The organism is Oribacterium parvum ACB1, assembly GCF_000238055.2.
In the GTDB taxonomy this organism is placed as follows: domain Bacteria; phylum Bacillota; class Clostridia; order Lachnospirales; family Lachnospiraceae; genus Oribacterium; species Oribacterium parvum.
The window spans coordinates 1,636,696-1,652,143 of record NZ_KE148312.1; the positions used below are offsets into that span (position 1 = coordinate 1,636,696).

The following is a 15,448-nucleotide window of genomic DNA, read 5'->3' on the forward strand; positions in this document are numbered from 1 at the left end:
TTTTTTGTAGTACCGGTGCTATACTGGGAAAAAACAAAAAAAGGAGAAACACATGAAGGCAAAATCCGTAGCGAATAATTATCGCTTTTTAATTATCTTACTTTTAGCCATGATATTTGGCGCAGTTACGGGAGCACTGGCACCGGGCTTTTCTCATTCGATTGCATTCCTCGGAACTTTATTCATTCGAATGATGTTTTGCATTGTAGTGCCTATGGTCTTTGCTTCGATTGCCGGAGCAGTTGCAAGTACCAAGAGCCGAAAAAGAGCCGGAAAAATCATGATGGTAACCATTATCAGCTTTGTACTTACCGGAGCCTTTGCCGCCTTCGTTTATTTTCTACTTTGTCAAATATTTCCGCCCGTAACAGCTGCATGGGCAAATCTACCAAAAGGAGAAGTCGGGGAACATGCTACCATGACGGAAATGGTGCTGAATTTCTTTACGGTAGAAGACTTTTCCATGCTGCTTTCCCGTAAGGCGATGCTTCCTCTGATTATTTTTTCCTTGCTCTTCGGTTTTTCCGTGAATCTGAGTGGAGAAGCGGGAAAGAAGGTGGCGGAGTTTTTGGACAGTCTTACCGCCGTGATGATGAAGTTTGTGCAGATCGTGACATACTATGCCCCGATTGCCTTTTTTGCCATCTTTGCCGATCTCGTTGCGACCTACGGTTCGCAGATTACGGAAAGCTATGCGAGAGCTTTGCTTCTTTACTATCCTGTTTGCTTTATTTACATTTTCACGGCCTTCCCTCTTATGGCTTATATCGGTGCCGGAGCGGATGGAGTGAAAATGATGTTCCGCCACATTTTAAAGCCTGCCGTTGTGTCTCTCGGAACCTGTTCTTCCGTGGCGACCATTCCGACCAATATGGAGGCTGCAGCGGAAAGCGGCATCTCTAAGGATGTTTCGGATATCGTGATTCCCCTGGGAGCAACCATGCACATGGACGGCTCCTGCTTTTCCTGTGTTTTAAAGATTGTTTTTGTAATGGGGGCACTCGGAACACCGGTGCACTTTTCCGAGCTTCCGGCCATTGTTCTTGTTGCAGTACTGTCCTCAGTCGGCATGAGTGGTGTTCCGGGAGGCGGATATATAGGAGAATACATTATTGCTTCGATTTTCTTCCCGAACAATATGGAACTGGCATTTCCTATTCTTGTGGCTATAGGGAACCTGATTGACCCTCCGGCAACCATGATTAATGCAGCCGGAGATTATGTGGTGTCCTTCATGGTTTCTCGTTTTGTGGACGGTAAGAATTGGATGAAAAAGATGAGTTTACAGGAGAAATAATGAATAGTTCATGGTTGAAAGAATTGGGATTTACGGAGGGGAACTGGAGCTTAAGAAAAGGGAGTATAGAAGACCTTGTTGCAGTGTCTGATGTGGAAAAAGAATGTTTTCCGCCTTTGGAAGCGGCAACGGAAGAGAGCTTTCGAGAGAGATTAAAGTTCTACGGAAATCATTTTCTCCTTTTGTATAAAGGAGATCAGCTGATTTCCTTTGTGGACGGATTTTGCACGAAAGAAGAAAATTTGACCGATCTAATGTATGAGGATGCGTCCCTGCATGATGAAGAGGGAAGCTGGCAGATGATTTTCGGAGTGAATACGGTTCCCGCTTATCAAAGGAGAGGGATTGCTTCGAAGATGTTGGAAGAGTTCATTCGAATGGCGAAAGAAGAGGGAAGAGAGGGACTGGTTCTTACTTGTAAGAAAGAAAAAATACCTTTTTATTCACGGCTAGGTTTTTCTTTGGAAGGACTTTCCGACTCGGTACACGGGAATGTAGAGTGGTATCAGATGCGCCTGAAGTTTTAAAAGAGATGGCTGGAGGAAATAGGAAATAGAAATCAAAAAAATCGAAAAAATTGAAAATTCTGTTGCTTAATGCGTATCGTGCGGGAATACATGATACGCATTTTTTAAGGATCAGCTATATTGTTTGCGGATTTCACTATTCTATTCTTTTTTTCTATCTCATTTTTTACTATTTCACTTCTATAAAAAATTTCTTGTGTTTACCGGATGTATATTGTTTATTGTATCTAATTTTGTACAAATGGAGAATCTATAACGATTTTCTTGTTGCAGTGAAATGACAGAAAAGTCGCGCGCATATAGCAAAGTAGTAGCTTATAGAAAAGGCTGATTCTTCATTAGAAAAATGACAGTAGTAAAGGAAAGAATAAGAATGGATGGTAAATATATTGCTTTGGGAATTTTGATTCCGTTCGTGGGCACGAGCCTTGGTTCCGCGTGCGTGTATTTTTTGAAGGGAAATAAGACTACAGGGGGAAATGCACCCGTGATTCCTCCGGATGTAGAGAAGGGTTTAACGGGATTCGCGGCCGGGGTCATGGTTGCGGCATCCATCTGGAGTTTACTCATACCGGCGATGGAAGAAAGCGGTAGCCTCGGAAAATTTGCTTTTCTTCCTGCTGTTATCGGCTTTTGGATTGGGACGCTCTTTCTCTTTGCCTTAGATAAGCTGATTCCACACCTGCATCTGAATGCAGAGAAAGCGGAGGGGCCGAGGAGCTCTTTTCAGCGTACGACTATGATGCTCCTTGCAGTGACCATTCACAATATTCCGGAGGGTATGGCGGTAGGTGTGGTCTATGCCGGAATGCTTACCGGAGATGCAGGACTTTCCCTTGGTGCGGCGCTTGCGCTTTCCATCGGTATTGCTATTCAAAATTTTCCGGAAGGGGCAATTATTTCTATGCCCCTGCACGCAAACGGACAGAATAAACATATGGCTTTTGTGAATGGTGTTCTTTCCGGAGCAGTGGAGCCGGTTGCAGCCGTTCTTATGCTTCTTTTTGCACCGGTATTTTCGCCTCTTATGCCCTATTTCCTCTCCTTTGCGGCAGGAGCGATGATCTATGTGGTTGTCGAGGAGCTGATTCCGGAAACCGCGGAAGGGGAGCACTCAAACTGGGGAGTGCTGCTCTTCGCTGTTGGATTTACCGTCATGATGGCACTGGATGTGGCTCTGGGGTAGTTATATCCTTTAGCTGCTATATTCTTTAACTTTGGGAAAGCAGAACCAGAGAGTAAAGCAAGCCTTTATTTTTCATAAGTTCATCAAAAGGGCCAAACTCGATTATTTTCCCGTGATGCAGAACACAAATCCCATCATATTTTTTAAGCAACGTACTATTTAAACGATGTGTAATAACAAGGCTTGTGGTACTGGGCATATCTAAAATAGAATGCATGATTTCGTCTGCCGTTTTTTCATCTAATGCGGAACTTGCCTCATCCATAAGTAAAATGGATGTATTTCTAAGCAGGGCTCGTGCAATGGAAATCCGTTGCTTTTCTCCACCGGAGAGTTTATTTCCGTTTGTTCCGCAAGAGAAGTTTTTTCCTTTTTGCTGAATAAGGGAGGAAAGTCCGGATTTTTGAATCACATAGTCAAATTCCTTTTCCGGTATGTTTTTATACAGGCAAATATTGTTATAAATGCTGTCATGGAACACAAAAACATTTTGCTGCACTGCAGAAATAATCTGTGAAAGGGAGGAATAAGTAATATTTCTCAAGTCTATTCCGTCAAATAGAATATTACCGTCGTATTCGCTGCTGTACTTGGTCAACAGTTTAAATAATGTGGACTTCCCCGAACCGGAAGTGCCGACAATGGCATATTTTTTCCCGGCATGAAAAGTCAAAGAGACGTTTCGTAGTGCTTTTTCACTAGCTTCATAAGAAAAAGAAAGGTTTTGAATTTCAATTGCCGATTTTAGAGAATGGATTTCTGTTTTTTCTTGTTCATCAGGTTTCTCATAAAGAAGTTCAGCAGTTTGTGCAATCAGAGAGCGTGCCGCTTTACGATTTGCAAAGAGAGAAGGTATTTTTTCTATTGGAGTGATAACAAAGGTAAGCAGTTGAAGGAAGACGAGCACAATCCCCGGGGTAACATGCGAATTCGATAAGGATAGCCAGGCTCCGAAAAGAAATACACCCAGTCTCATCACTACGCTTGCAGCGGTGGAAAGGAGATTGATATTTTCCTCTGCAAATCTGCGAAGGAATTTTGCTTTTTCAATTTTTACATTTTCCTCATGAAAACGGCTTTCCAGTTCGGATTCCGCTTGAAAACTTTTGATTACGGAATAACCGGAAAGTGTATCTCTCATAAATTCCATAAATCCGGCATTTTCTTTGGAAAGATTTTTTTCGGTTTTCGTAATTTCCTTTGATGCCGGAATGGATGCGAGTAGTGGCAATATTGATAAAGCAATAGCTACCATAGTAAGTACAGGGCTGTACCAAAGCATTAAGACGATGGCTCCAACGAAACTGATTCCGATATCGATCAGAGTAATATAAAAATCAAAATAATTCTCTTCGATGGATTTCAAATCGTTGCTGAGTTTTGAAAGAAATTGTCCGCTTCCAAGTTCTGAAACCTTTCTACTATTATTCCGGAGAATTTTTGCAAACAGCAAGTCCTTGTAAGAAGTAGACAATGTCTGCAAAAATTTAGGGTGAGCATATCGAAATATAAAGTAGAAGACAATAAATACAAGAAAAGAAAGAAGAGAAACGAGTGCCAGCTGATAAAAGGGAGTTTTATCTATTCCGGCTGCAAGATCGATGATTTTTTGGAGCAGCCATGAAATAATCAGATTATAGGCACTTAAAATCACCATAGAAATCATAGAAATAAGAAACCATTTTTTTCCAACAGAAAAAGGGGTTCTATAAAGCTCTTTATTCAATTTTTTCATCATTATCAACTGTCCTTTCGCATAAGAAAAGAACGATACCCACTTGATAAGTGGACAAGACGTGGTAAAACACTATCTTGGTTTGTAAAATATCGTCTTATGTTTACATCTGACAAAATTGATAATGAATCATGGCATCACCTTTTACGTAGACTTACGTCCTGATGGAATCTTATTCCAAGAAAAAATAAACTTCAGTTTTTATTCATAACGAGTATCGCTCGCAAAGCTTGCGGTATCTCGTTTAACTGAAGTTTAGTATCTGCTCTTGATTATATAGAAAATTGGGAACATACGCAAGGCTTTTGCATTACTACAAGAATGAACCTGCGAGAGTTTGAAGCTGTGTACTTAAGTGCTTATATCCATCCTCCGTCAAAGGGAATGACCTGCGCGGTGAGATAGAGCGGTGCTTTGGAAAGAAGAAGCAGGAAATCAGCGGCTTCCTCTACTGTTGCCATTCTGCCGTAGGGAATGGATTTTTCGAGCTCAGATTTTTCTTCTTCGGAAAGCCAAGCATTCATATCGGTATCAATCGCACCGAAGGCAATGGCGTTTACGGCAATATGAGTGGGAGCAAGCTCCTTTCCAAGTGCCTTTACAAAGCTGTTGATACCCCCCTTTGTGAGAGAATATAAGCTTTCCATGGAGGCGCCAACATTTCCCCAAACAGAAGAGCTGAAGAAAACTCTTCCTGTTTTTGCGCGGAGCAGATAAGGAATCATGCGCTGTGCAAGATGAAAAGGCTCGAGAAGGTTTGCCTGAATGAGACTGTCGGTTTCTTCAGAGCTATAGTCTTGTGTAAGATTCAAGGTAGACTTTCCTTGATTAATGACTAAGACCAGTTCTTCTATTTCAGCTTGCTCTGCTTCTTTAGCGCGAAAATAGCTTTCCAAGAAAGGGGAAGCGAAATCCCCTTTTTTTAGAGTAATATCCAAGGATTGTGCAAAGTTGTTCTCAGAGCCATCCTTTTCTTTGCTTATCTCCAATCTTTGTAACTCTTCTTCGATTTCCCCCTTTAATTCTTCCAGTAAGTCTATATTTTTTTCGCAGTTTAGGAGTAAAGAATATCCCTCCTTGGCAAAGGCCTTTGCTGCAGCTCTTCCGATGCCTCTTGATGCACCGCTTATCATGGCAATCTTCATTTCTTCTCCCTGTTGATAGTGAATGATTCTTATTTGCGATTTCGATTTAAGTATAATTACGATTTAAGTATTTTTTAGCAAAAATATGCCGGCTGTGCAAGGAAGATTTGCCATGCAAAGCCGGTTTTTTCTTTTTAAAATTTTTATTCACAAGTTTATTTATTTATTTATTCACAAGTTAACTTCTTCTTGACCTTGTTGCTTGAAATTGGAACTGAAGAAGATAGGACTCATCATGAAGGAAAACTTGCAATCGAATAACAATTAGTTAAAGCCATAGAACTTTCTGCTTAAGCGGTAAGCTAAAATAGTCAGCTTGTTTCCGATTTTCCCGGGAAGATTTACTCCTTGACCAAGGAAACTTGAGCGCATACGGATCCATAGCGGGAAATGCTCTTTCTTAAGATAGTTCCAAAGCTCTTTCTTTCGCTCCATATTTTCTTCGTTTTCCGACTTGATGGAAAGAACGGAGGAGACGGTAGTGATGATTTCCAGGTAAAGAATCATATAGTTCCGGAGCTTCTTCGGCTGTACCTTCATGACATCACAGGAATCAATCATGAGGCGATTTACACGGAACTGCTGGTCCAGTCTTCCGATCATTACGGTTTCGTTCACGGACTGGTCTTCTCTACCTATGTAGTAGTGGTAGAGGTTTTTATTGCAGTAATACAGCTTCTTTACATGGGGAAGCGGCAGATAAACAAAAAGATTATCCACATAGAAGGTGTGCTTAGGAAGGACAAGATTGGCATCGCGAAGAAGCTTTGTGCGGTAAATCACGGAGTGCATGAGGATATACTGCCCCAGATTAAAACGCTTCATGTCGTTCCAGCCGAAGATTTTTTCTTCCGGGAAGGCATTGCCATAGGACATTACTTTTTTGTTCTCCTGCCCGACCTTGTCGTAGACGAAATTCGCAACGAACAGGTCAATGCTGTCTCCGGAAAGGGTAATATTTCTGATTTTTTCCAGAATCTCTAAAAGAACCTCGGAATCCAACCAGTCATCGGAATCCACGACCTTAAAATAAAGCCCGCTTGCATTTCTTAAGCCGGTGTTTACGGCTTCCCCGTGACCGCCATTTTCCTGATGAATTGCCTTACAGATAGTAGGATATTTCTGCTCGTATTCCTTTGCAATTTCTAAAGTATTGTCTTTCTGGGAACCGTCATCCACAATAAGAATTTCCACTTCGTCCCCGGCGGGGAGGATACTTTCGATACATTTTCCCATATAGGCAGCAGAGTTGTAGCAAGGAATAGCAAAACTGATTAACTTCATAGACTCTCCATTTTTAAAAATTAAGATAGATTACCGTGTCGTTTAAAACCTCAGCTTTCTTTCTAAAACCGTTTATACTGGCTAAATTGCAACAGTACTCATTCATAGAAAAATGCAGTATACACGGAAAGAAAGACTCGACATTCAATATAACATAAAAGCTAAGGAAAGCACAGGGATTTTAAGCCTTATCCCCTTTCACAAGATCCCGAAGTGTATAGCGATTTACCACGGAATAAATCGCATCTTCTATTTCTTTATAGAGAGGAAAGGTGGGGCAGGATGCGGATTTTTCACAGCTTACACCGTCTCTGACACAATCTACCGGTGCAAGAGTCCCTTCCGCAGCATTCAAAATTTCACCAACCAGAATATCCTTGGCGTCTCGAGAGAGAAGATAGCCTCCCTTTGCTCCACGCACACTTTTTAAGAGCTTTCCTTTTACCATCAGGGAAATAATTTGTTCGAGATATTTCAGGGAAATGCCTTGCCGCTCTGCCATTTCCTTTATGGAAACAGGACTGTTCTCATCCTGATTTTTTGCGATATCGATTAAAGTGCTTAGGGCATAGCGCCCCTTGGTTGAAATCATCATAGTCTTCATCTCCTCTTATAACTGAATATCCTAGCATAGCACTGGGGAATACGCAAGGAGCGGGGAAAGTGCTTTGCATAAAGGACATAATTATGGCATAATTAGAACTTAGAAAAGGAGGTGAGTGAATGCCTAAAATTATTCCGATAAAAGAATTGAAAGATACCGCTAAGATTTCAGAAATGTGTCATGAAAATGACGGACCGATTTATGTTACAAAAAATGGCTACGGGGATATGGTACTAATGAGTATAGAAAGCTACGAGGAAATCCATCGCAAAGAGCAGATTTATAAAGACTTAGAGATAGCAGAATCAGATATTCTTGCAGGTAGAACGAAACCGGCAGGCACTATGCTAAGGGAAATAAAGGCAAAGTATGGTTTATAATATTGAAGTTACTGATAGAGCGGAATTGGAAACGCAATACAGTATTTAGCAGTTAATTTAAAAAGTATGCAAGCTGCAAATAAACTGATGGAAGATATCAATCAAGCTTTTTGCCCTTTTGGAAGCTTTTGCAGCTTCTTTTTCATTTTGTGAAGATTCCTACTTAGCTTCAAAGGGGTATAGGAAGTTTGCACTTAAGAAGCATGATTATCTTATAATATATCGTGTAGAGGAAAATACCGTATATTTAGTCGGTTTTTTTCCTGTGTTAGAAAATTACAGAGAAAAAATATAGAATATTTTAGATATAGGAGGCACTATGGCTAAGATTGATTTTGCAATAAACAGCGAAGGACAAAGAGTAAGCATTAATTCGGATAAACTGAACCGACACGGTTTTATTGCCGGTGCAACGGGAACGGGAAAAACCGTGAGTTTGAAAGTTCTTGCGGAGCATTTTTCCGCACTTTCCATTCCGGTATTTCTTTCGGACTTCAAGGGAGACCTTTCGGGGCTTTTTAAGGCGGGAGAGGCGACGGAAAAGATAGAAGAGAGAAGAAAGAAGTGCGGGCTTTCCGAGAGTGAATTTTCCTACCGAGCCTTTCCGGTGGAGTTCTTCTCTTTTACGAAGGAGGGAGGGATTCCTCTTAGAACTACCGTGTCGGAGATGGGGCCCTTGCTCTTGAGTCGTATTTTGAATCTCTCCGATGTGCAGAGCGATATTCTCCGTATCATTTTCCGCATTGCGGATGAAGAAGGATTACTTTTACTGGATTTAAAGGATCTTCGTTCCATGCTGCAGTATGTCAGTGAAAACGGTAAAGAGTATGAAAAGTCCTACGGTAAGCTCTCCACACAAAGTTTAAATGCTATTCTGCGTTCCGTTGTCGCTCTGGAAGACAGGGGTGGAGAGGAATTTTTCGGAGAGCCGGCGATTAATGTCAAAGACTTCTTCCGTTTGACAACGAACAGTGAGGGAGTGATTTCCATTTTGGATGCGAAGTCAGTGGCATCCGACCCGAAGATTTACTCCACCTTCCTCTTGTATCTTCTGTCCGAGCTTTATGAGAATTTGCCGGAGGTGGGAGACTTGGAAAAGCCTCGTATGGTTTTCTTCTTTGATGAAGCACACCTGCTTTTTCAGGATACATCGAAGGTTCTTTTAGAGAAAATAACGCAAGTAACGAGGTTAATCCGCAGTAAGGGGATTGGTATTTATTATGTGAGCCAAAATCCTGCGGATATTCCGGAGGAAATTCTTTCGCAACTTGGCAATAAGATTCAGCATGGTCTGCAAGCCTATACGCCGGGAGAGAGGAAGAAGCTGAAGGCGGTTGCGGACAGTTTCAGAGAGAATCCGGCCTTTGATACCTTGGAGGTTTTGGAAAATCTCGGGACCGGAGAAGCTTTGGTATCCTGCTTAGATCCGGATGGAAAGCCGACTATGGTGGAGAAGGCAATGATTTTCCCGCCGCAGACTTTCCTCGGAGAACTGAGCCCGGAAGAGAAGGAAAAAGCAAAGCTCGGATCAGACTTGGCTCTTAAGTATGATGAGATGATTGACAGAGATTCTGCTTACGAGATGCTTACGAGAAAAGGTCTTTCTGAGGAAGCGGAAAAGGAGAAGGCTGTTTCAGAAAATGAAGAGGAAAGGGACAAGGCACAGACTTCGAAGCTGCAAAACCGTGTGGTGAAGTCAGTCAGCCGATCCGTTTCCGGCTCGATCGGAAGAGAAGTCGGGGCAAGCATCGGAAAGTCCGTGTTTGGAAAAGGTATGGGACGCCGACTGGGCGGTAATATCGGTGCCGCTTTAGGAAGAGGCATATTGGAGACTCTTTTTGGAAGATAAAGGCGATGAACTACCGAGAAGTTTTGCCCTAATTGCAGACCTATATTGTATATAAATGAGATATTTATTTTTTACAGTTAATCCGTTATACAGTTGTTGCTATATCCCCTGCACCTGCACCCGGATTCATCATGATTACGATTGCCAAAACCACAAGAATGAGAATATCAAACCATAGTACCGGGGAACGGAAGAAGAGTCTCAGATTTTTCTGCTCTTCTTCACCCGGAAGAAAAGAGGAAAGATTTGTCCTGTTTTTCACCAAGTTTACAAGGGCATAGACAGTTCCTGCCAAAAGGATCAAGCCATAGGCAGATAAAACCCAAAGCCGAGATCCACCTAGGTTATTGACCACTATGGCAAGAGCATTATTGGTTAAGTGCAGCAAAATAGAGTAACGCAATCCGTATCTATCTCGAATAGAAAAGAGAACAAAACCCATCATAAAGGCAGGAATGAATTGCAAGAAATTACTGTGTATTAGGGCAAAGAAGAGGGAACTTGCAAAGGCGGTAAAGAAAGCGCCAAAAGCCTTAAAGCGCTTATAAAATATGCCTCGAAATACCAGTTCCTCTACAACGGGGGCAAATAAAACGGTATAAATCAGCATGGGAATATTATCCAGTGCTCCTCCCTTTGCCGCCATTTCCGAATAGCTTAGGTCCATACCTATTTTCTGAAAGAGGAAAACCAGAGGCATGGTTAGTAGGGAGGAAATCCACTGTACCCCGCAAAAAATCAAAAAGTAATGAAGGAAGACAAGGGGAGAGAAGCTTTTCTCCTCTAAATCCATGCTGTCGGATCCGGTTTCCTCTATATTCACAGGATTTACGCTAAGAGATGGAAGATTACTGTTCCGAAAAAGGAAATGCAGGAAAAGCATACAGGGAACAACAGTAACCATCATACTGTAATACATCGAATCGGATGACATGTTAGGAAAGGCAATTCCCAAAAGAACGACCACAATTACGGCAAGGATTTGCAGAAGGACGGCATAGGCGAGGAAACCCAGTGCAGTCATATTAAAATAATTTTTGATTTGTTTATCTGTCATATCTACCTCTTTTTCTGTTACAATATCTTGGTATTTTCATTTTTTTCGGGAAAAGGGGTTTCTTATATCACAATCCCCACTCCAATATCCTAAAATATGAAATTCACCCAAATATGGATTTTATCGACAATATCCTTTCTACATCAGGATAAATATCAAAATCATACAAAGGAATTAAAACTTCTTTATACTAGCAAGATTTTATCGAAAAGGCAAACAAGGAGACGGGCAGATTCATCCCGTTGGCAGTTTGCAGGCTAAAAAGAAGAAAGATACGTTTCGTCGGATTTTAAATGAATAAGAGAGAAGGATATGAGAAAAAAGAACTGGTATATCTATGGTAAAAAAGCGGATTTTCAGGCTTTGGCGGATAAATTGGATCTGGACCCGGTCCTCGTTCGCATTTTACGAAACAGAGATCTGGAAACAGAGGAGGAGATGCGGGAGTTTCTCACCGGGGAAGAAATCCCGTCTCCCTTATTTTTGCCGGACAGTATTCGTTTTATCAATCGCTTGGAGAGAGCCATAGACGGAAAAGAAAGGATTCGAATCGTAGGAGACTATGATGTGGATGGTGTCTGTGCGACAACGATTCTTTATCTTGCAATCTCTCAATTTACGGAAGAGGGGCAGTTAAGTTTTGTGATTCCCCATCGAATTAACGACGGTTATGGCATTAACAAGCATATCATTGAAGAAGCAAAGAAGGACGGAGTTCAGGTTCTCATTACCTGTGATAACGGCATTTCCGCTTTCGATGAACTTCGCTTTGCCAAAGAGGCAGGAATGGATGTGCTTCTGACCGATCACCATGACTTAAGAATAGATGAAAATGGGAAAAAGATTTACCCCGAGGCATTTTCTGTCGTGAATCCCAAAAGAGAGGACAGTAAATATAAGAATGCCGAGATTTGCGGAGCGATGGTGGTATACCTTCTTATGAAAATGCTCATTGAAAAACGCGGTAGGGGAGAGGATGTCTTGGATGAACTTCTCTGTTTTGCGGGCATTGCCACGGTCTGCGATGTCATGAGTTTACAGAAGGAAAATAGAATTGTAGTGAGAAAGACCTTGGAGCTTCTTCCAAAGACAAGGAATATTGGCTTGGAAGCTCTGCTTGCTTTGTATTGGAAAGAAGGAGAAAGAGAGCTTTCCGCGTTTACCTTGGGGTTCCAGCTTGGACCGGCAATCAATGCTTCAGGAAGATTGGAAAGTGCTATGGAATCCATTTCCTTATTTCTTGAAAAAGATAGAGAAAAGGCCATGCTGAAAGCAGAGCACCTAAAGGAACTGAATGAAGAGCGAAAGAGCTTGACAGGCAATGCCGTGGAAGAAGCTAGGAAGCTTGCAGAGGCCGAGGGAGATAAAAAGCTTCTTCTTCTCTATTTACCGGCACTTCACGAGAGTCTTGCCGGGATTGTTGCCGGAAGAATTAAGGAAGAGTTTTATCGTCCGACCTTTGTGGTGACAAAGTCGGAGGAAGGCAAGGTCAAGGGTTCGGGCAGGTCGATTCCGGCTTATCCTATGGCGGAAAGTCTTGAAAAAGCAAAGGAGCTCTTGCTTCGCTTTGGCGGTCACCCTATGGCGGCAGGTTTCAGTCTGGAAGAAAAAAATTTACCGTTATTGAAGGAAAAACTGGAGAAAGACTGTAGTCTGGAGCCGGAAGACATGGTGGAAAAGTTATGGATTGATACGGTCCTTCCTTTTTCCTATTGCACGGAGGAATTTACAGAATCCCTAAGAATCTTAGAGCCCTTCGGAAAAGGCAATGAGAAGCCTTCTTTTGCTGAAAAAGAAGTGGAAATACAGGGGGTACGAGTTCTTGGAGAACACAGAAATGTAGTAAAGCTGAACCTTTCGGATCCTCAGGGGAAGAGGATGGAAGGAATCTATTTTACGGATGGAGAGGCCTTTCTTTCTGAAAAGGGAGATAGAAAGAAGATGAATATTGTTTACTATCCGCGAATCAACGCCTATAATGGGCAGAAACAAGTGCAGGCAGTGATTTCCGCACATCGTTTTCTATAGCCGGAGCTTGTTTTGAAAGATGGCTTTTTTGACGGGTAAAAAAGCAGATAACTCGGGAATATTCTATTTCCATGGTAAAGATTGGCAAGGAGGATATTATGGTAAAAGAAATTATGAATTACATTCAGGAAATGGATCCTGAAGTAGGCGCAGGTATTCTTGCTGAATATGAAAGACAGCAAAACAATATCGAATTAATTGCATCGGAAAATATTCTTTCTACCGCATCAATGGTTGCCATGGGAACAGTTCTGACCAACAAGTATGCGGAAGGCTATTCGGGAAAGCGCTATTATGGAGGCTGTCAGGAGATTGATAAGGTAGAGACTCTTGCTATTGAAAGAGCGAAGAAGCTTTTTGGTGCGGAGTATGCCAATGTACAGCCTCACTCCGGTGCACAGGCCAATATGGCGGTAACCATGGCGGTCTGCAAGGCGGGAGATACCATTATGGGCATGAGTTTGGATGCCGGCGGGCACCTGACACACGGCTCGCCCGTGAATTTCTCGGGATTGTTTTATAACATTGTGCCCTATGGGATAAGCGATGAAGGATTTTTGGATTACGATGAGGTTCTTGCTATTGCAAAGAAACACAAGCCGAAGATGATTATTGCCGGTGCTTCAGCATATCCTAGAATCATTGATTTTAAAAAGTTCAGGGAGATTGCAGACGAGGTCGGAGCAGTTCTCTTTGTGGATATGGCGCATATTGCCGGGCTTGTTGCTGCAGGGGTGCATCCGAGTCCGATTCCCTATGCGGATATTGTGACATCGACAACCCATAAAACTCTTCGAGGACCAAGAGGTGGACTGATTCTTTCCTCTGCCGCAGCAGCAGAAAAATACCACTTAAACAAGTCCATTTTCCCGGGAATACAGGGAGGACCATTGGAACACGTGATTGCAGCGAAGGCGGTTTGTTTTGGAGAGGCTTTAAAGCCGGAGTATAAGACTTACCAGGAGCAGGTGGCAAAGAATGCAAAGGTGCTTGCAGACGAGATGATGAAGAGGGGGTTTAAACTTGTTTCTTCCGGAACGGACAATCATCTTATGCTTGTGGATTTGACGAATTTTGAAGGAATCAGCGGAAAGGATTTCCAGATTCTTTGTGACAAGGTGCATATCACCCTGAATAAAAATAGCATTCCCCGTGAGCCGCGTTCTCCCTTTGAGACTTCGGGCGTACGAATCGGAACCCCGGCAATCACAACAAGAGGTTTTAAGGAAGAGGATATGGCGGTGATTGCAGACTGCCTTTATAAGGTGGTTACGAATTTTGAGGGAACACAGGAAGAAGTCATTTCCAAGGTTTTAGCTTTAACAAAAAAGTATCCAATCTACGAAGGATAAACGTGTTTTCCTTTTGAATTTTCATTTTTAAAAGTGGCTGTAAATTATCAAAACTTTTTTATGCAGCAGATAGGCACTGCAATAAAAAGTTCGACTTTGATAATTTACAGCCATTTTTTTCAAGCAAGGAATTATGATTAAATATTTTTATTTATTAATTGACGGATTTGTGCTATCCTAAAAAATTGTGAAAGATGAGTTTTCTAAAAACTGATTAAAGATGGGTTTTTGAAAATAGTAAAAGGGGTTTAAAGAAGATGAACAAGAAAGAAAAAGCATTATTTTTGGGGCATTTTATACTGCTCCTCCTGGAGCTTTTAGTAGTGCTTCACGCCTTTTCGGAAGAGGGCTGGACCACACTCCGCTTTTATACGACAGACTCCAATTTCCTTTGTGGAATTGCATCTTTACTCTATATCTTGAAGAAGTTTCCAAAGCTAAATCAAGAAGGAAAAGGTGTGGTCAGCGGGTATTTTCAAAAGAAGCAGCAGGCCGGTATTTCCTTAGAAGAGGAGCGCCCAAGCCTTATTACCCTTCTGCGCTTTATTTCCACGGCATCCCTGATGGTGACCTTTGTTGTGGTTCTCCTTGTTTTAGGACCGGAAAATGGCTATGCACATGAGTTTTTGGGAGGGATGAGGCTTTACAGCCATTTAATCTGTCCGTTCCTTTCTCTTTTCTTATTTGTTACGGGAGAGGAGCGTGTACCGAAAAAATGGATTTCTTATGCCCTTTACGCAACCCTGCTTTATGCAATTCCCTTAATTCTTCTCAATGCAACAGGCCTCGTTTCCGGACCGTACAGTTTCTTAAAGATTCGGGAGCAAAGCTTAGGAAAGACGATGTTTTGGATTGTGACGATTTTATCCGGGAATGCGCTCCTTGCCTGGGGGGCAATCGGCTTACAAGGATTGAAAGTCGGATCAAAGTAGCCGTTATAAATAAAGAGCTTACGCGGAAAGAACATGCGTAAGCTCTTTATTTATGTATCGTGTGTAAAGTGT

At 42.0% G+C, this 15,448-nt stretch carries 13 protein-coding genes; 8 read left to right on the top strand and 5 right to left on the bottom strand.

The features are described 5' to 3' along the window. Positions 1–52: 52 nt before the first annotated feature. The 3 genes from HMPREF9625_RS07320 to HMPREF9625_RS07335 all read left to right on the top strand — a co-directional run bounded on the left by HMPREF9625_RS07320 (position 53) and on the right by HMPREF9625_RS07335 (position 3,010). Positions 53–1,297: a dicarboxylate/amino acid:cation symporter gene (locus tag HMPREF9625_RS07320; RefSeq protein ID WP_009534060.1), complete on the top strand. Its 1,245-nt coding sequence runs from the start codon at positions 53–55 to the stop codon at positions 1,295–1,297. Beyond that, on the top strand, positions 1,297–1,824 hold the full coding sequence (locus HMPREF9625_RS07325) for a GNAT family N-acetyltransferase (RefSeq protein WP_009534061.1): 528 nt from the start codon (positions 1,297–1,299) through the stop codon (positions 1,822–1,824). Before HMPREF9625_RS07320 ends, HMPREF9625_RS07325 begins: the two co-directional genes overlap by 1 nt. A 373-nt stretch (positions 1,825–2,197) precedes the next feature. After that, a complete protein-coding gene (locus HMPREF9625_RS07335; RefSeq protein ID WP_009534062.1) occupies positions 2,198–3,010 on the top strand; it encodes a ZIP family metal transporter in 813 nt (270 codons plus the stop codon). 25 nt (positions 3,011–3,035) lie between these two features. Here HMPREF9625_RS07335 and HMPREF9625_RS07340 read toward each other — a convergent pair whose 3' ends face one another. The 4 genes from HMPREF9625_RS07340 to HMPREF9625_RS07355 form a co-directional block, all read right to left on the bottom strand. After that, positions 3,036–4,748 carry an ABC transporter ATP-binding protein gene (locus tag HMPREF9625_RS07340; RefSeq protein WP_009534063.1) on the bottom strand — a complete coding sequence of 571 codons (1,713 nt, stop codon included), beginning with the start codon at positions 4,746–4,748 and terminating at the stop codon, positions 3,036–3,038. Positions 4,749–5,104: 356 nt separating this feature from the next. Beyond that, complete coding sequence (locus HMPREF9625_RS07345; RefSeq protein ID WP_009534064.1) at positions 5,105–5,890, bottom strand: SDR family NAD(P)-dependent oxidoreductase; 786 nt, start codon at positions 5,888–5,890, stop codon at positions 5,105–5,107. 264 nt (positions 5,891–6,154) lie between these two features. After that, positions 6,155–7,174, bottom strand: a complete 1,020-nt coding sequence (locus HMPREF9625_RS07350) for a glycosyltransferase family 2 protein (protein ID WP_009534065.1) — start codon at positions 7,172–7,174, stop codon at positions 6,155–6,157. A 181-nt stretch (positions 7,175–7,355) separates the two neighbouring features. Then, entirely contained in the window at positions 7,356–7,769 is a 414-nt protein-coding gene (locus tag HMPREF9625_RS07355) for an RrF2 family transcriptional regulator (protein ID WP_009534066.1), read from the bottom strand. Between the two features lie 128 nt (positions 7,770–7,897). Here HMPREF9625_RS07355 and HMPREF9625_RS07360 point away from each other — a divergent pair, with 128 nt between their 5' ends. Both HMPREF9625_RS07360 and HMPREF9625_RS07365 read left to right on the top strand, forming a co-directional pair. Next, entirely contained in the window at positions 7,898–8,158 is a 261-nt protein-coding gene (locus HMPREF9625_RS07360) for a type II toxin-antitoxin system prevent-host-death family antitoxin (RefSeq protein ID WP_009534067.1), read from the top strand. Positions 8,159–8,477: 319 nt separating this feature from the next. After that, positions 8,478–10,007: a helicase HerA-like domain-containing protein gene (locus HMPREF9625_RS07365; RefSeq protein ID WP_009534068.1), complete on the top strand. Its 1,530-nt coding sequence runs from the start codon at positions 8,478–8,480 to the stop codon at positions 10,005–10,007. 85 nt (positions 10,008–10,092) lie between these two features. Here HMPREF9625_RS07365 and HMPREF9625_RS07370 read toward each other — a convergent pair whose 3' ends face one another. Further along, positions 10,093–11,064 (bottom strand): CPBP family intramembrane glutamic endopeptidase, encoded by a 972-nt coding sequence (locus HMPREF9625_RS07370; RefSeq protein ID WP_009534069.1) that lies wholly within the window; start codon positions 11,062–11,064, stop codon positions 10,093–10,095. 312 nt (positions 11,065–11,376) lie between these two features. Between HMPREF9625_RS07370 and recJ the strand changes: the two genes are divergently transcribed. The 3 genes from recJ (at position 11,377) to HMPREF9625_RS07385 (ending at position 15,376) form a co-directional block, all read left to right on the top strand. Beyond that, positions 11,377–13,092, top strand: coding sequence for a single-stranded-DNA-specific exonuclease RecJ (recJ, locus tag HMPREF9625_RS07375; RefSeq protein WP_009534070.1), 1,716 nt, complete (start codon positions 11,377–11,379; stop codon positions 13,090–13,092). Positions 13,093–13,190: 98 nt separating this feature from the next. Continuing rightward, positions 13,191–14,444 (top strand): serine hydroxymethyltransferase, encoded by a 1,254-nt coding sequence (locus HMPREF9625_RS07380; protein WP_009534071.1) that lies wholly within the window; start codon positions 13,191–13,193, stop codon positions 14,442–14,444. A gap of 257 nt (positions 14,445–14,701) precedes the next feature. Then, positions 14,702–15,376: a hypothetical protein gene (locus HMPREF9625_RS07385; protein ID WP_009534072.1), complete on the top strand. Its 675-nt coding sequence runs from the start codon at positions 14,702–14,704 to the stop codon at positions 15,374–15,376. Positions 15,377–15,448: the final 72 nt, after the last annotated feature.